Origin of the sequence: Scandinavium sp. (genome assembly GCF_051650185.1) — a bacterium.
Taxonomy (GTDB): domain Bacteria; phylum Pseudomonadota; class Gammaproteobacteria; order Enterobacterales; family Enterobacteriaceae; genus Scandinavium.
The window spans coordinates 45,011-66,151 of sequence record NZ_JBOFIN010000070.1; the positions used below are offsets into that span (position 1 = coordinate 45,011).

Below are 21,141 nucleotides of genomic sequence, written 5' to 3' on the forward strand. Positions count from 1 at the left end.
AGTTTTGGCTGTACGCCAAAGCCGCTCCCCCTGAATACTCCACTCGCCCGAAAACTGTTTCGGCACAGAGCTATTCACCGCAAGGCTCTGCAACGTTGATTTTCAAGAGATGGAGAACCACATGACTGTGATTTCTGTTGGTAATACAGATCCGAGACATTCAACACTTCAGAAAGGCTTTAATCTGCGCTGGCCTGTCGACAATATTCAGGGGCAGTCATCACTCAGTGGTGCGGATAATATTTTTTTGTGCTCATCGATTGAGGACATCATCAACGCCGCAGCAACCGGCCTGAAAGATGGCGGACGTATTACCGTAAGGAGCGGCGGACACTGCTACGAAGGGTTTGTCTCAAATAAACTGAGCGGTGAGAGTGAAACTTTCGCGATTATTGATATCAGCCTGCTTACGGGCGTGCAGTACAGCGACACTCTCAGCATCGGCTCTGATTTCACCTCAGATGAAAAGTACCGTTTTAAAATGCTGGCAGGCAGTCAGAACTGGGACAATTATGCCGAACTGTATAAAGTGACCGGAAAAACCATTCCCGGTGGTTCCTGCTATTCGGTCGGTGCCGGTGGGCATATTTGCGGCGGTGGTTACGGGTATCTGTCGCGTAAATATGGTCTGAGCAGTGACTTGCTCTCGGGTGTGGATATTCTGGTTCCTGATGCCCTGGGTACAGGTCTGGAAGGCATCCATATTTCGCGCCACAACCTGCCGGATATTGCAGAGATTGATGATAACGGCTATCTGTTCCTGGCATGCTGCGGAGGTGGTGGCGGACAGTTTGGTATAATCACCGCCTACTATTTTGATGACCTCCCCACTGCGCCGCCAGAAGTGCTCTGGACAGTACTCGAATGGCAGCAAAGCGATATCACAAAGACCGATTTTGACACGTTCCTCAACGCGTACTATTCATGGTTCGCACTCAACGACAGTGATCCTGATACCTGGGGACTTTTCACCAAGCTGGATCTGCGGCATTTCAATTCCGGCCCCCTCAATCTGGGGATCCACTTTATCGACAGCAATAATGGCGTGACGGATACCACGGTGCTGGAGGATTTTTATACTAACGTGGTTGCCACCCTGCCAGGTGCGCGCATATCACTCTCAGCATTTCCGGTGACACATGCATCTTCAAACAACTTATCCGTAATGAAAGTCAATTCCTGGTCTGAGTTCGAGAGCCATACCCGCAGAATGGACTGGTTGTATTTCACCCAGAATGTGAATGCATCGGGGGATAACAAGAAGGGGCGATATAAATCGGCATATCAAAAAGGTGGTGCGGACAGCTTTGCGTCTGTACCAGCCAACGCGTTATGGAATGCTATCACGGTTGACGATCCACAATCGCTGTTAACCAACAGCGGTATTCAGATCCAGTCGTTCGGTGGGCAAATTAACCAGGCCGGCAACACTGCGGTGGGTGATTACTCCGCACTGGCACAGCGCGATTCGGTACTGAAATGGCAACCCAGGGCATACTGGTATGACACCCAGAACATGAATCAGGATGATATTGAGGCACTTGATCAAAGCTACGCGGTATGGCTAAGAACGCTGTACAGCGATGCCTTCCCTGCCACACTCTCCGGACAGGTTGAGCCGGGCGTTCCCGTTAATGATTATTTCGACGGCTGCTACTTCAACTATCCCGACCTGGATATGAAGTATCAAAACGGCAATGCCAATGGTAATGACCCGGTAAACGCGCAATGGCGAACGATTTATTTTCCACGCGGGAAGGAAACCATGTTACGTCAGGCTAAAGCGATATGGGATCCGCTGAATATCTTCCGCCATGAGATGTCGGTCCTGCCGGCAGTAGCGGAGTAAAAGGCATCCGGCCTGCGGGCCGGATGATTACCGGCTACAGCAATCATTTTTCGCTCTGGCATGACCATTCATACACCAGGTGAATTGTTTACCACAACCCATTCTCAGCATGTATTTATTAAGTTTCAAACACACTGAATTTAATAACACTTAAATATAACATCACGGTTTAAATGAAATTAAAATGGTTTACCTGGTAAATTTTCACCAATGCATGTTTTGATGATGTAATTCTTAGTGACATTTGTCACGAAATCAAATTCACAGTGTATTAATTTGTTTAATAGTGTATTCCGTTTATTTTAAATCTTTGAAAGAGAATTTGCACCAGCCCTCGCTACGCCTTGCTCTCAGAGGTTTTCCTTGTATTGTTTGAGACCGCACGAATAATCAATTCAGTTTCGTCCGGTTTACGGACTGTTCGATATAGTGTAAAAATGAACGGCCTGCCGTTATATATTAAATCAACGTGCAGTTGTTGAGGCAGGAAGACACTCAATTTAAATCTAAGGATATTTCAATATGTCAGATTCCTTCCAGTCAGAGATACCGAAGGCGCGCGTCAATATCAAGCTCGATCTCTTCACTAATGGCGCCAAAAAAGCCACAGAGCTTCCATTAAAATTAGTAACGGTAGGTGACTACAGCAATGGAAAGGCGGAAGGCACCCTCTCAGAACGCGAAAAAATCAACATCAATAAAAACAACTTTGACAGCGTTCTCAGTGAGTTATCACCTGAAGTCAATCTGACCGTCAAGAATACCCTCGCTAACGACGGAAGTGAAGAAAATGTTCATCTGACTTTCCAGAACATGAAAGATTTTGAGCCAGAGCAGGTTGCCCGGAGTATACCGCAATTACGTGCAATGTTGGCCATGCGTAATTTGCTGCGCGATTTGAAATCGAATCTCCTGGATAACGTGTCGTTTCGTAAAGAACTGGAAAAGGTACTTCTTGATCCTGCGCTCAGCGAAGAACTGCGTAACGAGCTGAATGCACTCGCCCCGACTCAGGATTAATTACCAAAGTCTTTAAGGTAATTACTGGAAACGCTAACGGAATATAAACGAGAAAAATGCTCATGTCAGTCAATAATGGATCTCAGAATCAAAGTACAGGCGCAACAATTGAAAAAACACTGCCGACAGGCGGTGTCTACGCGTCACTGTTCGACAAAATTAATTTAACGCCGGTAACAAAAATCGGTGATCTGGATGGCTTTGAAGATAATACCGTGATGGCAGAAACCTCTGCTGATGCACGTGTTACCGCAGCGGTTCAGGTCTTTATGCAGTGCCTGCAGAAATCAGGTCAGAAGGTTGAGAAACTCGATAAAACTCTTTTAGATCATCATATTGCAGAAATTGATTTTCAATTGAGTAAGCAGCTTGATGAAATTATGCACAATGAAGAATTTCAGCACGTAGAAAGCATCTGGCGTGGGCTGAAGGGGTTGGTGGACAAGACTGATTTTCGTCAAAATGTGAAAATCGAACTACTGGACCTTTCCAAAGAAGAGCTGCGTCAGGACTTTGAGGACTGCCCGGAAATCATTCAGAGCGGGTTATACAAACAAACTTATATCGCTGAATACGACACCCCAGGCGGTGAACCTATTGCCGCCGTCATCTCTGCGTATGAGTTCGATGCCTCAGCCCAGGATGTGGCGCTGATGCGTAATATATCAAAAGTTTCCGCCGCTGCCCATATGCCGTTTATCGGTTCTGCAGGTCCGAAGTTCTTTTTAAAGGACAACATGGAGCAGGTTGCCGCCATCAAGGATATTGGTAACTACTTCGATCGCGCCGAGTACATCAAATGGCAGAGTTTCAGGCAGACGGACGACTCCCGTTATATGGGGCTTGTGATGCCACGTGTACTGGGTCGTCTGCCATATGGCCCGGATACTGTACCGGTGCGTAGCTTCAACTATATCGAAGAAGTGAAAGGTCCGGATCACGACAAATACCTGTGGACCAACGCCTCATTTGCCTTTGCTGCCAACATGGTAAAAAGCTTCATCAACAATGGCTGGTGCGTACAAATTCGTGGCCCACAGGCCGGTGGAGCAGTGCAGGACTTGCCAATCCATCTGTACGACCTCGGCACCGGCAACCAGGTGAAAATTCCGTCGGAAGTGATGATCCCGGAAACCCGCGAATTTGAATTCGCCAACCTCGGCTTCATTCCCCTGTCCTACTACAAGGGACGCGACTACAGCTGCTTTTTCTCGGCGAACTCCACGCAGAAACCTGCGTTGTACGATACCGCCGATGCCACAGCTAACAGCCGCATCAACGCACGTCTGCCGTACATCTTCCTGCTGTCGCGTATCGCTCACTATCTGAAGCTTATTCAGCGCGAAAACATCGGTACCACCAAAGACCGTCGACTGCTGGAGCTGGAATTGAACACGTGGGTCAAATCCCTGGTGACGGAAATGACGGATGCTGGCGATGAGCTGCAGGCTTCTCACCCGCTGCGCGATGCGAAAGTGGTGGTGGAAGACATTGAGGATAACCCGGGCTTCTTCCGCGTGAAACTCTATGCCGTCCCGCATTTCCAGGTGGAGGGCATGGACATTAACCTCTCACTGGTTTCCCAGATGCCGAAAGCCAAATCATAACAGAGGGAAGTCAGGGATGAAAATTTTTCGCCCACTCTGGGAGGACGGGGCCGCTGTGGCCCCGCAACAATTCCAGCAACAAGATCGCTGGCATTCACGCGTTGACGACATGATGGGTAAAATGACGATTGCCCATCCCTGGGGCGTGGCAGTGGCTGAGTTTGATGACGCAGCCCTTGCCCTCTCCCGTCTGAATGCTACCTGCCTGGTGCTGCGCTTTCAGGACGGCACTGTTGTTGATACGGAGCTGGCGGACAATCTCCCGCCGGTTTGCGACTTATCCTCTGCTGCTGGCAGTGAGTCCGTTGAGGTCGTCGCTGCATTACCCATGCTGAGTGCCAGCGGTGGCAACCTTGATAACGGTCAGGACAGTGAACGCCCACGCCGCTGGAAAGGTGAGCGCGTTGTCGTGCAGGAGCTGTCAGGGCATGAAAGTGGTGAGCTGACAATTCTGCGTCACGCCGTCACATTGCGCCTGTCCACGCAGGAAAACACAGCATACCAGACCTGCCCGGTAGCCCGTCTGGTACGTAATACTCAGGGTCTGTGGTGCCGGGATGCTTCATTTATTCCCCCGATGATTTCGATGTCTGCCAGCCCATTACTGGTCACTGCACTGGGAGACCTGCTGGTTCGTCTGCAGGCCCGTCTCCGCCGTCTTATGGCCATGCGTCGTGAAAGCAACGAGCGAATGGCTGATTTTGCGGTCGCCGATGTCTCCCTGTTCTGGCTGCTCAATGCCCTTAACAGTGCGAAACCCGCACTGACGGAGTTGTTTAACGCTCCTGCCCTCCATCCGGAAATGCTTTACCGTGAACTGGCCCGACTTGCGGCCAGCCTGCTGACCTTTTCACTGGAGCACGATGATGATGATATTCCGGGCTACCAGCATGACGCGCCAGAGCAGGTCTTCCCGCCGTTACTGGCACTGCTCGACAAACTGATGGAAGCGAGTCTGCCATCCCGTGTGGTCAGCATTGAACTGAAGCATGACGATCAGATCTGGAAAGGTGCCCTGCACGACGCTCGCCTGCGTGAAGGAGCAGACTTCTACCTCTCCGTACGCTCCTCCATGCCGAACCATGAACTTCAGACGAAATTCCCGATGTTGTGCAAGGCAGGCAGCTTTGAGGATGTCTCTGATGTGGTGAACGTGGCCCTGAGCGGCATGGTTATCAAGCCACTGGCCCATGTTCCGGCCGCTATCCCGTTACGTCTTGAGAACCAGTATTTCTCGCTGGATCTGAGTACTGAGGCGGCTCGCGCAATGCTTGAGATGGGCAGCTGCACCTTCTACACCCCGCGCTCACTGGGGGATGTGAAACTTGAACTCTTTGCGGTGCTGCGCTCATGAATAAATCCGAACTCGGCCAGATAGAACGCATTTTCTACCCGGGCTGGCTGATGGCCAGCCAACTGCGCGGCGGGCAGGAAGTCCGGGACGGGGAAGGGCTCTATCGCCGGGCCTGCCGTCTGGTGCAGGAGGCGAAAGCGGCGCTCACGGAGGCCGGTTACAGCGACATCAGCCGTGACCATATGGTGTATGCCCTGTGCGCACTGCTTGATGAGAGCGTGATGAACCGCGGAACCACCGATGACGGTTACCTGACGTGGCGTCGTGATCCGTTGCAGGCTCACTTCTTTGGCACCCTCAATGCCGGTGAGGAGCTGTGGGAACGGATCCGCAACCTGCTGAAAGAAACAGCCCCTGACGCCGCCGTCCTGACCTGCATGTACCGGACTCTACAGCTGGGGTTCGTCGGTCAGTATCGTGCCCAGGATGATGAGCGCCGGGAAGATATCGTTCGCGCGCTCGCGGAACGGGTGCCGGCCTTCACGCTGGCACAGGACGCCCCCATTGTTGCCCGGGCATCACGCCTGCGCAGTGGTCGTCGCTGGTACTGGCTGACCTGGGTTGTGGCCGCTGTCGCCCTGGTGGCGCTCTGGTTCTTCCTTTCGTCTTCGCTTACCGACCTGGTAAGCCAGACTGTCAGGCCGGGGTAAGCGATGCGGGATGCGTACCGAAGTCTGTTAACTGCCCTGGGTGCCGTGCTGGCACTGTGGCTCATTCTGGGATTCTGGCCACTGTCCACGGGCAGCCGTGTGGCACTCAGCCTGCTGGTTATTCTGGTATCAGGCGTGATGTTCTGGCGTCAGCGTCGGGCTTCGCAGGCGCGGGCGACCGCTGTCCGGGAAATTGTGGATGAAAACCTGCCGCCGGAAGATTTTCAGGGGGCGGTTATCCTCGTCTGTGGCGACAACGCCCCGCTGTTTGTGTCCGGCTCCCGTCACCGGGAAACCCGTCAGGGCTGGTATCTGTGGGTGAAGGATGCGGAACAACTGCCACTGCTGGCACAGCACCTGAGCCTGGTGCGCCCGGCCCTGGTGTCGCAAATCTCCGTCATGCTGGCGGTGGTGCCTGAACAGCACACCTCCGGTGATGATTTTACCCAGTCTCTGCGGGGCTGGCAGCGGGCTGTCGTCCAGTGCCGTGCGGCATTTGGCACGCTCCCTCCGCTGTGGACTGTGACCTGGGTATCGCCCTCTGTGGCCTGCGCGGAGGCGGAGCCCGCCTGGTTTACCACGGTCAGCCAGCGAAGCGGAATTCAGGTGTTTCTGCCTGGTCAGGGCAATGTGTCACTGACGGAGTGGACCCGGGAGCCCGGCTCAGACGGGCGTCTTTCACGTCTGAGTCAGGGCCTGTGGCTGGATAGTCTGCTTGCCTGGCAGAACAGCGCGGTGACTAACCTGCTGTCGGTACGGCAAGGCGAACTGCCGGTGATGAAGCCCTGCGTGCAGGGCATGTGTATGGTGCCGGTGAGCGGTATCACGGGCAATCTCTGGCAACAGCACATCACTTCCGTGACGGCGCTGCCACCGGATGCTGTTGTCACTACCGAGCCACTGCCGCTGCCTGAACTGCTGCTGCCGGCGCTACCACGCCGACGTGGTGTCAGCCGCAGAATGGTGTTCTGGCGCTATGCCGGATTACTGGGCGGGATTTTCCTGGCTCTTGCCATGCTGGCGTCCTGGATGAACAACCAGCGTCTCATTCGTAATGTTGGCGATCACCTGGCGTTATATCACCAGCTGACGGGGAAGCCTGTTGCCCCGAAGCTGCGTGCGCAACAGCGCCTGCGGGCCGATGGCGCACTGCTGGACGACTGGGCGCGTCGCGGAGAGCCACTGCGTTATCGCCTGGGGCTGTATCAGGGGCTGCGTCTGGTTCCACCTGTTGAGGCTGCCGTCAGTGACTGGGCACCACCGCCACCGCCTCCACCGGTCATTAAGAAAATCATCCAGGGTCCGAAAACCATTCGCCTCGACAGCATGTCGTTGTTCGATTCGGGCAAATCGGCGCTGAAAGCCGGCTCCACCAAAATGCTGGTCAATTCGCTGGTCGGTGTTAAGGCGAAGCCGGGCTGGCTGATTGTCGTTTCCGGCCATACCGATAACACCGGTAACCCGAAGCTTAATCAGACGCTGTCCCTGAAACGTGCCGAAGCGGTACGCGACTGGATGCGTGACACCGGTGATGTGCCGGAAAGCTGTTTTGCGGTGCAGGGCTATGGCGAAAGCCGTCCGATCGCAACTAACGACACCCCGGATGGGCGCGCGCTCAACCGCCGTGTCGAAATCAGTCTGGTACCGCAGGCCAATGCCTGCCAGATACCGGGCCACACCCAGGCGTCATCGCAGGATGATGGCGCATCACAACACAATGGAGAGTAATTCCATGGCAATTCCTGTTTATCTTTGGCTGAAAGACGACGGCGGCGCGGACATTAAAGGTTCTGTGGACGTTCAGGATCGTGAAGGCAGCATCGAAGTTGTCGCTCAGGAGCATAACCTGTACATCCCGACCGACAACAACACTGGCAAGCTGACCGGTACCCGTATCCACACCCCGTTCCTGTTCACCAAGGAAATCGACTCGTCCAGCCCGTACCTGTACAAGGCGGTGACCACCGGTCAGACCCTCAAGTCTGCGGAATTCAAGTGGTACAAAATCAACGACGCGGGTCAGGAAGTTGAGTACTTCAACACCAAACTCGAGAACGTCAAAGTGGTGAAAGTGAATCCGGTGATGCACGACGTCAAGGATCCTTCTTTCGAGAAGCATAACCACCTCGAGCAGATCGAGCTGCGTTACGAAAAAATCACCTGGACCTACAAAGACGGCAACATCATTCATTCCGATTCCTGGAACGAACGCGCCACCGCGTAAGTCACAAGCGGACAGTCCCCTCTGTCCGCTTTTTTTGTCTTTGCTGAACGTCTGCCTGTACGGGCGTTGAGCAAAGAAACCCACAAACTGCCAGCCCGACCGTATGCGCTTTGGTCCCCTTCACGGGAAACAGCGATGGGCGGTAGCGTGTCCAGGAACCGACAAAGAGAGAACTTCATGGAAAATCCAGCCATCCTGCTGCGACGTCTGAACCCTTATTGTGCCCGTGCGATGGAAGGTGCAGCCTCTCTGTGCCAGACCCGCGCACACGCTGAAATCCTGCCGGAGCACTGGCTGCTGAAACTGCTGGAACAGGGTGAAGGTGACCTGACGGTACTGGCGCGCCGTTACGAGTGGGACATGGATGCGCTGTGGCAGGATTTGCTCGGCTGGCTGGATAATCAACCACGCTCGGTACGCAGCCGCCCGCAGTTATCTGCGGATATTCAGAAACTGTTGCAGGAAGCCTGGATGCTGGCTTCCCTCAATGGTGAAGAGCAAATCCGCAGTGTGCATCTGCTGATGGCGCTGGTTGATAAACCTAAACTGGCGCGTTGCGATGGTCTGTGGCCACTGCTGACCCTCGGTCAGAGCCAGTTGGAGCGCCTGCGCCCGCTGCTGGACGCGCAGTCAGACGAGCGTCCGGACGTTCAGCAGGAAGAAGAGCTGGCACAAAACCACGGTGGTGAAGTGGAATTTGTGGGTCGTCCGGTCGGTGCAGAGCTGAAAGACGGTGAGCTGAATCCGGCGCTGCAGAACGCGCTGGATAAATTCACCCTCGATATCACCGCCAAAGCCAGAGAGGGCAAGATTGACCCGGTGTTTGGCCGTGACACCGAAATCCGCCAGATGGTGGATATTCTCTCACGTCGTCGCAAGAACAACCCGATCCTGGTCGGTGAACCGGGTGTCGGTAAAACGGCGCTGGTCGAAGGCCTGGCGCTGCGCATTGCCGAGGGCAACGTGCCGGAATCTCTCAAGCCGGTTAGCCTGCGCACCCTTGACCTCGGCCTGTTGCAGGCGGGCGCAGGTGTGAAAGGCGAGTTCGAACAGCGCCTGAAAAACGTCATTGACGCGGTGCAGCAGTCACCGGTACCGATTCTGCTGTTTATCGACGAAGCCCACACCATCATCGGAGCCGGTAACCAGGCGGGTGGCGCGGATGCGGCTAACCTGCTGAAGCCGGCACTCGCGCGCGGCGAACTGCGCACCATCGCCGCCACCACCTGGAGCGAGTACAAACAGTACTTCGAGCGCGATGCCGCGCTGGAACGTCGCTTCCAGATGGTGAAGGTCGACGAGCCGGACGATGACACCGCGTGCCTGATGCTCAGAGGCCTCAAATCCCGCTATGCCGAACACCACAACGTGCACATCACTGACGATGCGGTGCGTGCCGCAGTCACGCTGTCCCGCCGCTACCTGACCGGTCGCCAGTTGCCGGACAAGGCCGTTGACCTGCTGGATACCGCTGCTGCACGTGTCCGCATGAGTCTTGATACGGTGCCGGAACAAATTGTGCGCCTGAAAGCACTGCTGACCGCGCTAGAGCTGGAAGAACAGGCTCTGCTGGAAGATATCGCCGCCGGCAGCAACTGCCATGGTGACCGCCTGGGTGCCATTGAGCAGCAACGCGCTGAGCTGGAAAACACCCTGCAGCAGCTGGAAACCCGCTTTACCGATGAAAAGCTGCTGGCACAACAACTGATGGCAAGTCGTCAGGACATCAGTCATCAGGCCGAAATCAGCAAACTTCAGCAGCAGCTTGAGCACGAACAGCAGGGTGATGCGCTGGTTCAGGTGGATGTGGATACCCGCACGGTGGCGAACGTGATTGCCGACTGGACCGGTGTGCCGCTCTCTTCCCTGATGAAAGATGAGCAGACGGAACTGCTGACGCTGGAAAACGAAATCGGCAGCCGTGTTGTCGGTCAGGATGTTTCTCTTGAGGCTATCGCCCAGCGCCTGCGCGCGGCGAAGACCGGACTGACGTCAGAGAATGGCCCGCAGGGCGTGTTCCTGCTGGTCGGCCCGAGTGGTGTCGGGAAAACGGAAACCGCGCTGGCGCTGGCTGATGTGCTGTACGGCGGAGAGAAGTCACTTATCACCATCAACCTGTCCGAGTACCAGGAGCCGCACACGGTGTCGCAGCTGAAAGGCTCACCGCCGGGCTACGTCGGTTATGGTCAGGGTGGCATTCTCACCGAAGCCGTACGCAAGCGCCCGTACAGCGTGGTGCTGCTGGATGAAGTCGAAAAGGCGCATCGCGACGTGATGAACCTGTTCTACCAGGTCTTTGACCGCGGCTTTATGCGTGACGGCGAAGGGCGTGAAATCGACTTCCGTAACACCGTCATCCTGATGACCTCTAACCTCGGCAGCGACCACCTGATGCAGCTGCTTGATGAGCAGCCGGAGGCCACTGAAGCCGACCTGCACGAACTGCTGCGCCCGATCCTGCGCGACCACTTCCAGCCGGCGCTGCTGGCCCGCTTCCAGACCGTGATTTACCGCCCGCTGAATGAGACCGCCATGCGTACCATCGTGGAGATGAAGCTCGCCCAAGTGAGTAAGCGTCTGCACCGTCACTACGGTTTGACCACGAACATTGATGAAAGCCTGTATGACGCGCTGACTGCCGCCTGCCTGCTGCCGGACACCGGTGCACGTAACGTCGACAGCCTGCTCAATCAGCAAATTCTGCCGGTGCTGAGTCAGCAGCTGCTGACCCACATGGCCGCGAAACAGAAACCCCACTCCCTGACGCTCGGCTGGAGTGAGGAAGAAGGGATTGTGCTGGCGTTTAATGAGGCGCACGGAGGCTGAAATGCAGATTTGCATGATGGATTACGGCAACCTGTCGGCAGATGGCAAAACGGCGTACCTGAAATGCTACGGCATCGGGACGTTTGAAGTGCTGTCGGGGATTGAGCTCTATATGAATAACCCTGACTGCGCCGACCATGAAAAAGCCGCTATACCTGTCGGGACCTACTGGGTCACTGACCGGCCTGCCGGCAGTCTCTACAACCGGGTTCGTGCAGAAGCGATCGATGCCTGGCATCACTACCGCAACCATCACAGCGACTGGTTTGCGCTGTTCAGCGACAAAACCAAGAAAGACAGTCTGAATGTGAATGGCCTGAACCGGACCGGATTCCGCCTTCATCCGCTGAACAGCGACGGAACCGGTGTTTCATGGGGCTGTATCACCCTGCGTCGCTACAGCGACTTCCAGCATCTGCGCCGCCTGTTACTGAGCCGCGGTACGTTTCCGGTTCCGGGTGGCAACGGCCTGATGGCCTATGCCCGTATTGATGTACGCGGTACCCCGGATTTCAGCCAGTGCGAGGCAGAGGTCAGGGAGAAGGAAGACGCTGACAAGCGTCGTGCACAACAGGCCCTGAAGAAACGCACGGAGAGCGCAGAATGAAAATCCTGCTCGTACTGGTCCTGGCGTTGCTCGGGTCGTTCTTCCTTCCCGATGGCAACCTTACCGATTTTGTCATCAACCATCTTCCGGTGCCGGGAGACGGTGAGGAGGGGATGGATAACCTTGCGATGACGGTCATCCTGATAAAAGCCCTGCTCAGCGGCGCCGGGGCATACCTCCTGCTGACCCTGATCCACTGGCTGCGTAACCGCCCGAATAAATAGTCCGTTTTCTTCTTCACTGACCGATGCTGGCCAGCGCCAGCCCTGACGGAATAACCGAATACACAATGGAGTCAACGCCATGAGCCTGACGGATACCCTGAACACAATGGTGGCCACCGTCACCGGAAAAGCCCTGAACCGCTACCGCCTCGATATCCCTTCCTGTACAGCCGATATCGACGTGGAGGACTTCAGTGGCTCAGAAGCGATGAGCGAGCTTTACAGCTATACCATCAACTTCACCAGTGCCGACAAGAACATTGATGCCCGCCAGATGCTGAGTAAACCAGCGACCCTGACCATGGGGGCGGGTAACCTGCTTTCCCTGACGGAACGCAAGGTGGTTCACGGGGTGGTGACGCATTTCGAGCGTACCGGTGGTTCAGCAGATGAAGCGCAGTACTGCATTGTGCTGGAGCCGTTTCTGGCGCTGCTGGGTAATCAGTTCCGTACTCACCGCTTTTTCGTCAACAAGTCGGTGCCGGAAGTTGTTGCCGAGGTACTCACGGAGCATGGCCTGAAAGGCTGGGAGTATGAGTTTACCCTCAAAACCGACTATCCAAAGCGTGAGCAGATTAACCAGTATCAGGAAAACGACCTCGCCTTCATTGAACGTCTGCTGGCGGAGGTGGGGATTTTTTACTTCTTCACCCTGCAGCCTGACACCCAGACCGAAGTGGTGCACTTTGCGGACAAGCAGAGCGCCTGGGCGTTTGGGAAAAAACTTCCGCTGAACAGCCCGTCAGGGGCGAATGATAATGCGGCCGACTCGGTGTGGGACGTGCACGTCTGGCATAACGTGGTGGAACGCTCGGTCACGGCCGGTGACTACAACCATCGCGAGGCTCAGAACGTCCTGATGTCTGTGCCGGCGGACATGACCCGCGGCGACGGAGAGGGGAACACCTACGGTGATGTGTACCATTATCGCCCGCGTCACCTTGAACGTGGCGACAAAATTACACCGACGGCAGAAACCGGTAACTTCTGGGCGCGCCTGGAGCATGAACGCTTCCTGTCCACCCAGACCACCGTGACCGGCAGTAGTACCGACCATACCCTGGGGCCGGCTCAGGTGCTGACTATCACCGAGACGGCTATTCCGCCGACACTGCCACGTGAAACCGAAAATGGCCTCGTCATCATCAGCGCCGGTTACTCCGCCAGCCGCCAGAACGCGCTGAAGGTGGAGTGGGCGGCTATGCCGTACTACGAGAACCGCTGCTGGCGTCCAGCCGCGAAAAAACGCCCGGTGGTCAGCGGTACGCTGATGGCGCGCGTGACCAGCGCTAAAGATAACGACATTTACGCCTGGCAGGATGCATCCGGCATGTACCGGGTGAAGTTCGATGCCGACCGGGACGATAAACGCCAGGGCATGGAAAGCATGCCAGTGCGTTTTGCCAAACCTTACGGTGGGGACAAATACGGCTTCCACTTCCCACTGATTCAGGGTACTGAAGTTGCCATTGCGTTCCATGAGGGCGATCCGGATCGCCCGTATATAGCCCATGCCCTTCACGACTCCCGTCACGTTGACCACGTCACTGAAGCCAACAGCACGCGAAATGTGGTCAGGACTGCGGGCCTGAACAAACTGCGGATGGAGGATAAACGCGGCGAAGAGCACGTTAAGCTCAGCACGGAGTATGGCGGCAAAACCCAACTCAATTTAGGTCACAACGTCAATGCTTCCCGGGAACTACGCGGTGAAGGAGCTGAGCTGCGTACTGACCGACATGTTTCCATCCGGGGCGGTGCCGGGGTCTTTATCACCGCGGATAAACAACCGTTTGCCGGGGACAAGATGCTTTCTATGAAGGAAGCGATAGCCCAGCTTGAGAATGCACTGAGTATTGCTCGAAGTTTGTCAGATGCAGCTGAAGGTGCTCAGGCGTATCCGGCGGATATCCAGAGCCAGAAAATGCTGACGGATGCACTGACAGAACTGGCGCAGCCGGGGATGCTATTAAATGCCCCGCAAGGGATAAGTATCAGTAGTCCGGAAGGTGTACGCGTTTCCTCGGGAAGTGCCAGCGTGGGGATTGTAGCTCAAAATAACGCAGACATCAGTGCTATGAAGCGTTTCACGGTAGCGGCAGGTGAAGCTATCAGCATGCTGGCTCGTAAGGCCGGAATGAAACTCTTTGCCGCTAAGGGCAAAGTAGAAATTCAGGCTCAGGATGATGCGCTTGATGCGATAGCCAAAAAGGATGTGGCCGTAACCAGTACGGAAGGGCGGGTTGAAATTACGGCGGCGAAAGATGTCGTGCTGAAAAATCTGGATGGATCGTTCATCCAGTTGCAAGGTAAAAATATTATTCTGGGCTGTGAAGGCAATATCCTGTTGAAATGTGCCAATGTTCAGAAAATGGGACCCACGACTATCAGCTCACCTCCACATGAATTCCCTAAAGGTTATGGCGGTGTTTATGCTCTCAATGATGAGAGTGGGAACATCATTCCTAAGACCGAATACAAGGTTACTACAGCCGAGGGCAAGGTATTTTCAGGTATCTCGGATGAAAATGGCAAAACAATGCCTATCTACACTTCAATGCCAGGTAAGTTAAATATTGAAATACTAGGAACCGGTAACTCAACTGCAGGGAGCAAAAAATCATGACTAATTACCATGCATGGGAAGCCAACGACTGTGAACACTTTACTGATGTAAACATTTCGGAAAAAACAATTGTTTGTAAACGAAAGCCTGTCCCAGGCATTACCATTACGATCGGGATGTTCTTTGATGGTACCGGAAATAATGTCTTTAACATCGATAAACGTTTGCTGAATACCTGTACCGGTATGGATGTTGGTGTAAAGGAAGTAGATGCCGAGTCCTGTACTCGTAAACTGGACATGAGTAGCAATGGAGCCGGGAGCTATCTTGGATATTATTCTAATATCCATTGGTTAAACACATTATATTCCATTGACGGCCAGGTTACTTCAGATAAAACGCTCTATCAACAGGCAATCTACATACAGGGTATAGGTACTTCGAAAGATAAAGAAGATAGCCTGATTGGCATGGGTATTGGTGAGGTTTTTGAAGGGGTCGTTGATAAAGTTAATGAAGGGATCTCGCAAATCTCGGATGCAATTCGACGTGTTATCAGTAGTGATTCTGGAGTTGACTATGCGATCGAAAAAATTCAGTTCGATGTATTTGGCTTTAGTCGGGGCGCTGCAGCAGCCCGCCATTTTTGTAATCGTGTCAGAAATGGGGACAAAGCGATACAGCAAGCAATAACCAAGGGTTTAAACGGGCGAAATCAGCATGGAAAACCTGCCGGAGAGGTCCGTTTTCTGGGGTTGTTTGATACGGTCTGTGCTGTTGGTTCGGTAAGTGATTTGTTTGATGTACATGGTGGAGTGAATCCCGGCGTTGAGCTGGCATTACCTAAAGATATCGCACAGAAAGTTTTCCAGATTGCTGCAATGCACGAATGTCGATATAACTTTAGTCTTAATAGTATAAAAGAAGTCTGGCCGGAGTTGTCTCTACCTGGTGTGCATTCCGACATCGGCGGAGGGTATAATCCCCATGAGCAAGAATATTGTTTTCTGACAGAGCCTGACGGTGAAACGGTTAAAAGAGATGCAGTAAATGAAAACACACATGTTTATAAAAACATTGCTGCAAGATTACCTGATTTAAAAGTAATGCCAGCACTTGAGTATATTCTACCGTCGGGTGAAGTGAAAGAGGAATGTTGGCATGAATATATTGTAGATATGGATGTGCAGCGCACCGGGACGATTGAAAAACATGTTGGAGCAGGCATTACCCTAAAACGTATCGTGCGAAATGATTGGTCGAAAATCCCGCTCAGAGTAATGTTGGATGCAGCAAAAGAGTCAGGGGCCAGCTTCAAGGACATTGACCCTGAAGACCCCGACATGAAGTTACCTGGTGAACTTGAATTATTGAGCCAAAAAGCGATCAAACAAGGAGAGACAATCAGGGCAGGTGGGCTCCCCACTCCATTCACTCCTGAAGAGTTGCTGATCATTGGGAAATATATTCACTGTTCGGCGAATTGGAACGGCGTGAAGTTCAAAAGTGTCTGGTTGGATGGTAAACAGGTAAGAACAATTTACGGAGCAGAGAAGAAAATACATCTTATTGGTTATGTGAATATGCCAAATAAAAACTGGACGCGTTCCATTTGGAATATGAGAGGTGAAAAAGCATGAAGCTAATGATTCGATTGCTACCATTTTTATTTCTAGTTGGATGCAATGACACCACTGCGCAAGATAAAACCAAAGCCCCTTGGGATAAATGGTATTTCACTTTCAGCACTCCAAAAGCGCTTCCTGCAACGGTTACGTTGGTCAAACTCCTAGATACTGATGGATATGGTTATGTGTTCAAAACTATCGATCAGCCTCAAGGAAATAGCGTCGGAACGTGGGGGGCGCATGCAGGAATAGCAGGTGCTACTTTTAATAAAGCGGACGCACCACCACAGATGATTAAGTTTTGTTGGGACTCTATTATTGATAAAAAGACTTATGAAACCACTTTGTTTTTTGCCTCTGAAACAAAGAAAAAAATGATTTCCAAAGAGCCAGAGTGGGATAACCCAAGTGAGCCTTATTATTTTCGTTATATGGTGATTGGTTTGGCACCAGAGGGGAAAGTGCGCGTTTGGTTGCAGAATAATGGCAAACCAAATATTGAGCAAACCGCTACTAAAATCACAACTGTTTCGGGGGAAAATCTAGATATGTGCAAAGGGGTAACCAAACACCCCAACGGGTATGTTTATTATGGTGAAACGCCTGGTTTTATAAAAGGGAAGAAATACCCCTATGGCAATTGGTAGTGATTGCATGTCATTGATATGGTTCCGTCATCACGGTGAACATCTAAAATAATGCTTATTCCCACTCTTACCTTTAGATGCAGGACTTCTCATGAAATTATATCGTTACTTTTTCCCATTTATTATCTCCATTCCGTGCTTTGCTCAGTCTATTGTAGTTGAGTCGGGCTCGAAAAATTCTGCCGATGATATATATGAAATGGCTAATATGTATCGCTGGGGTCATGGAGGAGCATCGAAAGATTTAGATATAGCCTTTCAGCTTTATAAAGAAGCGGCTGAATTAGGTAATGCAGATGCTCAGCGAGATTTTGGTGATTACTATTATGGTGGCATTAAAGTTAAGCAAGATTATTCAAAAGCAAATTACTGGTATGAGAAAGCTGCGAAAAACAATAACGCTAAAGCTCAGATGTATTTAGGTTACGCATACCTTACTGGTAAGGGCGTTACAGTGAATTATGATAAAGCGAGAGGTTGGCTTGAGCTTGCAGTTAAACAAGGCGAACCTTCAGCCATGTATCATTTGGGAACGATGTACTTTGATGGTAAAGGGGTAACTAAAGATGAAAATAAGGCTATCCTGTTATTCCAAAAAAGCTGCTCTGCAGGTGATTCTAATGCGTGTGATAAGTTAAAAGAAATTAAAACAGAGAAATAATGTTTTATCTGCATAAAGATATGAATATGTGGAAGTCAAAAATGGAGTTTCGGATGTCTAAAGGTTTTGTATTGATTGGTGATAAAACCACGCATGGCGGCCAGGTTATTTCTGCCTCATCAACAATGGTAGTAAATGGTAAGAAGGTTGCTCTCGTAGGCGATAAAGTCAGCTGCCCAAAAGAGGGGCATGGCATTAATGCCATTATTGAAGGATCGCCTGAATGGACCTCTGACGGAAAAGCCGTGGTTGTGGATGGTTGCCGCTGTGAGTGTGGCTGTCAGGTGATCTCCAGTGCACCGGATTGTGTAATAGGATAAGTAATGAGCTGGGAGCGTCAGAAATCAACAATATCGACGAAGCCTGAAGAGCCTTCATTCATCCTGTGGATGCTGCTGGGGGTTTTCGCGCTGGTCGGTTGTGTACTGCTGTTTGTCCTGCATGCCAATAAACTGGCAGGGCCACTTCAAACATTTAATCTTTGGGTTGTCACCTTATGCCCAGCAGTAGTCTGGTTTTTCTTTCTTTGTCTGCGTGGCTGGCTCTATAACAATGCATTTGACACACACGAATTTGAAACCAACGAAGCAGAATATGCGCAACAACAGTGGATGGAATGGTCTGGGCGCAATATTGCAGTATTGCATAGCGGTGTCATGCTGCCTGCAAATCTGACGCCTCAAAATTTTATTGCAGCCCCGCCAACGCTGGAGCAGAGCACATCTCTGACCCAACGAATTTGTCTGCAAGACCATGAGACCCATTTTTCTGTTCTGTTAGCCGGGTTAAGTCCAGTTTTGGCAACATTGCCTTTAGATTTAGTACCAGCCGTCACGCTGCTGACAGATTCTCACGATGACATACTGGTGTTGCAGGATGAATTCGCGCTGGCCTGGCATACAGCCATTCTGGATCTCCCAGTTCCACAGTTGTCGATTCTTACGTCAAAGACCTTCCTGACACTGGATGAGCGAATTAAATCACCCACGCTGGATGTGAATTTAATCCTGATTCACCAGACACAGGGACGGGATGCGTACAGTGATGCGCTCGCAACCCTGCTGCTGACCTCCGATGATGTCGCCACAAAATATAATCTTTCGCTTAATGCGCGTATTTTGCGTCCAATGGCTCTTGATATGGCGATTTCAGAAAAATTACTGGATACGTTTTTCTCGACACAAACTCAGGCCTGTGCCACCGCCAGTATTGTCGGCGACAGAGTGGAATGGGGTAATGCATTTTCTGATTTGCTCTCAGCGGCAAAAGATTATGACGGCCACTGGAAACCTGAACAACTCCACTGGCTGGAGAAATATGCCGGGCTCAGCGGCCCCTTTTCTCCATGGATAATGACCGCTGTGGCCAGCGATATCGTCAATATACAAAAAGCAGACTGTCTGATGCTTTCTACAGATGGTGAGCAGAGATTTATTAATACAGTGCAAACAGGGAACCGAAACGATGACAACGGGTGATTCAGCATGGCGCGGAGGCTGGGGAAGATTGGGTTTCTCCGCGCTTTTAGCAGGCGGGATTGCCTGGCTAATCTGGCACTTCGGTGACCAGATGGGGCTGCATACCCCATTACTAAAAGGGCTGGTAATTGCTGGCGCCCTGATTTTATTAATGGTGTTTCGCCACGGCAAAACCATCACGCTCGCTATTAAACAGGGCTGGCATCGTTTTCAGGCAAAACGAAAAAATGTTCTGCCTGCCGATGAAGGACGTGTCAAGCAGACCGCCCCACGCAATGTCACCGTTGATACCATCCGTGAAGCTATGCGTAACCTCTACGGTCGGCGCTGGGGTCGTAAAACGCGCATCCTGCTGATAACAGGTACTTCCGCTGAGGTTGAGCAACTGACCCCAGGTCTGACAGTTCAGCTCTGGCAGGAAGACCACGGCACGCTGTTGCTGTGGGGCGGTGACCTCAATACGCCAGCAGACAGTGCCTGGCTGACCGCGCTGCGAAAATTGCGCCGCCGTCCGGTGGATGGGCTTGTGTGGGTGACCTCGGCCTTTGACCAGATTTCAGCACCGGGACTGGAACAGCCGCTGCCGGTACCATCTGAAAGCACCATGGATTCCCTGTCTCATGCCATCAGCGCGCGTATGGAAACGCTTGGCTGGAAACTCCCGCTGTATGTCTGGTCCCTGCACCCGCGCGCCGGTAAGCCGGAAGGGCGCATTACGCAGGCGACCGGCTGTCTGTTACCTGCCGGATGTCGCCCCGAAGGGCTGGCAGAACAACTCTCCGCCCTGACGCCGGATTTGACTTCACAGGGCCTGCAGCAGACCTGCGGCGAGGTGAAACATAACTTCCTGCTGACGCTGGCTGACCAGCTCATTCGCGAACCACAGAGCGTGACCGCACCACTGTCGGTGATGCTCAATCCGTACCGCCCGCTGCCGCTGGCCGGCGTGGTGTTCAGTCAGCCCTCTGCCGGGGCTGAACGTGCCGTACCGCACCACTGGGGCATGGATAAGCGCTGGGATGTTTTACCTGAATCCGTCCGGACGCTTCCTGCCGGGCTGCGTCCGCGCAAACCGGGCATTCCCTGGCGCAAAGTGTTTGCGTCAGTTGTCGCCCTGGCGATGGTGGGCTGGGCAGCGTGGATGAGCATCGCGTATGTCACCAACCGCAGCCAGATTGACGGCGCGAATGCCCAGGCCGCACTTGCCGCCCGACAGAATCAGCCGCTGGAGCAGCGCCTGCACGCGCTGTCTGAACTGCAGAAAACGCTGGCCCGTCTGCAGTACCGTTCTGAGCACGGTGTGCCCTGGTATGAGCAGGCCGGACTCAGTCAGAACAATGCCCTGCTGGCGGCACTCTGGCCACGCTATCAGGACAGTGCGCTACCGCTGTTACGGGATGCGGCCGCAGACCATCTGCAAAAACAAGTCAGTGCCTTTAACGCGCTGCCGCCGGACAGCCCGCTACGTGAGCAGATGGCAAAAACTACCTATGACCAGCTCAAACTCTACCTGATGCTGGCCCGTCCGGAGCATATGGACGCGACCTGGTTCAGTTCGGCACTGCTGCACGACTGGCCAAAACGTGATGGCGTGAAAGACGGCGTCTGGCAGGGCGTGGCTCCGTCACTGCTGTCGTTCTATGGCGCGCAACTGGCGACGCATCCTGAGTGGAAATTACGGGCAGATGAAAGCATGGTCAGCCAGGCGCGCTCCCTGCTGGTTCGTCTGATGGGCGTGCGTAACAGTGAGTCGACCCTGTACCAGAAGATGCTCTCTCAGGTGGCACATCTGTATGTCGA

Annotated in this window: 17 protein-coding genes; all 17 read left to right on the forward strand. The window is 53.0% G+C overall.

Annotation, left to right across the window (positions count from 1 at the left end):
* Nucleotides 1-121 precede the first annotated feature (121 nt).
* Complete coding sequence (locus ACRCWW_RS08775) at nt 122-1,849, forward strand: FAD-binding protein (protein ID WP_438682067.1); 1,728 nt, start codon at nt 122-124, stop codon at nt 1,847-1,849.
* 522 nt (nt 1,850-2,371) lie between these two features.
* Nucleotides 2,372-2,869 carry a type VI secretion system contractile sheath small subunit gene (tssB, locus tag ACRCWW_RS08780; RefSeq protein WP_438682068.1) on the forward strand — a complete coding sequence of 166 codons (498 nt, stop codon included), beginning with the start codon at nt 2,372-2,374 and terminating at the stop codon, nt 2,867-2,869.
* 56 nt (nt 2,870-2,925) lie between these two features.
* Nucleotides 2,926-4,476, forward strand: a complete 1,551-nt coding sequence (gene tssC / locus ACRCWW_RS08785) for a type VI secretion system contractile sheath large subunit (protein WP_438682069.1) — start codon at nt 2,926-2,928, stop codon at nt 4,474-4,476.
* 16 nt (nt 4,477-4,492) lie between these two features.
* Nucleotides 4,493-5,830, forward strand: coding sequence for a type VI secretion system baseplate subunit TssK (tssK, locus tag ACRCWW_RS08790; RefSeq protein ID WP_438682070.1), 1,338 nt, complete (start codon nt 4,493-4,495; stop codon nt 5,828-5,830).
* On the forward strand, nt 5,827-6,480 hold the full coding sequence (gene tssL / locus ACRCWW_RS08795) for a type VI secretion system protein TssL, short form (RefSeq protein ID WP_438682071.1): 654 nt from the start codon (nt 5,827-5,829) through the stop codon (nt 6,478-6,480). The genes tssK and tssL overlap by 4 nt, the downstream gene beginning before the upstream one ends.
* A 3-nt stretch (nt 6,481-6,483) precedes the next feature.
* Nucleotides 6,484-8,208: an OmpA family protein gene (locus tag ACRCWW_RS08800; RefSeq protein ID WP_438682072.1), complete on the forward strand. Its 1,725-nt coding sequence runs from the start codon at nt 6,484-6,486 to the stop codon at nt 8,206-8,208.
* 4 nt (nt 8,209-8,212) lie between these two features.
* Nucleotides 8,213-8,704 carry a type VI secretion system effector Hcp gene (hcp, locus tag ACRCWW_RS08805; protein WP_045781831.1) on the forward strand — a complete coding sequence of 164 codons (492 nt, stop codon included), beginning with the start codon at nt 8,213-8,215 and terminating at the stop codon, nt 8,702-8,704.
* Between the two features lie 177 nt (nt 8,705-8,881).
* Nucleotides 8,882-11,530 carry a type VI secretion system ATPase TssH gene (tssH, locus tag ACRCWW_RS08810; RefSeq protein ID WP_438682073.1) on the forward strand — a complete coding sequence of 883 codons (2,649 nt, stop codon included), beginning with the start codon at nt 8,882-8,884 and terminating at the stop codon, nt 11,528-11,530.
* Nucleotide 11,531: 1 nt separating this feature from the next.
* Nucleotides 11,532-12,137, forward strand: a complete 606-nt coding sequence (locus tag ACRCWW_RS08815; protein WP_438682074.1) for a DUF2778 domain-containing protein — start codon at nt 11,532-11,534, stop codon at nt 12,135-12,137.
* Entirely contained in the window at nt 12,134-12,361 is a 228-nt protein-coding gene (locus tag ACRCWW_RS08820; RefSeq protein WP_075183683.1) for a hypothetical protein, read from the forward strand. Before ACRCWW_RS08815 ends, ACRCWW_RS08820 begins: the two co-directional genes overlap by 4 nt.
* A gap of 79 nt (nt 12,362-12,440) precedes the next feature.
* Nucleotides 12,441-14,987, forward strand: a complete 2,547-nt coding sequence (locus ACRCWW_RS08825; RefSeq protein ID WP_438682075.1) for a type VI secretion system Vgr family protein — start codon at nt 12,441-12,443, stop codon at nt 14,985-14,987.
* Nucleotides 14,984-16,567 carry a T6SS phospholipase effector Tle1-like catalytic domain-containing protein gene (locus ACRCWW_RS08830; protein ID WP_438682076.1) on the forward strand — a complete coding sequence of 528 codons (1,584 nt, stop codon included), beginning with the start codon at nt 14,984-14,986 and terminating at the stop codon, nt 16,565-16,567. The genes ACRCWW_RS08825 and ACRCWW_RS08830 overlap by 4 nt, the downstream gene beginning before the upstream one ends.
* Complete coding sequence (locus tag ACRCWW_RS08835) at nt 16,564-17,202, forward strand: DUF2931 family protein (protein ID WP_438682077.1); 639 nt, start codon at nt 16,564-16,566, stop codon at nt 17,200-17,202. Before ACRCWW_RS08830 ends, ACRCWW_RS08835 begins: the two co-directional genes overlap by 4 nt.
* 91 nt (nt 17,203-17,293) lie before the next feature.
* Nucleotides 17,294-17,863, forward strand: a complete 570-nt coding sequence (locus tag ACRCWW_RS08840) for a tetratricopeptide repeat protein (protein WP_438682078.1) — start codon at nt 17,294-17,296, stop codon at nt 17,861-17,863.
* 53 nt (nt 17,864-17,916) lie between these two features.
* Nucleotides 17,917-18,183 (forward strand): PAAR domain-containing protein, encoded by a 267-nt coding sequence (locus ACRCWW_RS08845; protein WP_438682083.1) that lies wholly within the window; start codon nt 17,917-17,919, stop codon nt 18,181-18,183.
* A 3-nt stretch (nt 18,184-18,186) separates the two neighbouring features.
* The gene (locus tag ACRCWW_RS08850; RefSeq protein ID WP_438682079.1) at nt 18,187-19,341 is read left to right on the forward strand and encodes a hypothetical protein; all 1,155 of its coding nucleotides are present in this window, start codon (nt 18,187-18,189) and stop codon (nt 19,339-19,341) included.
* Nucleotides 19,328-21,141, forward strand: a 1,814-nt coding sequence (locus tag ACRCWW_RS08855) for an ImcF-related family protein (protein WP_438682080.1), incomplete at its 3' end; no start/stop codon positions are given. The genes ACRCWW_RS08850 and ACRCWW_RS08855, both read left to right, overlap by 14 nt.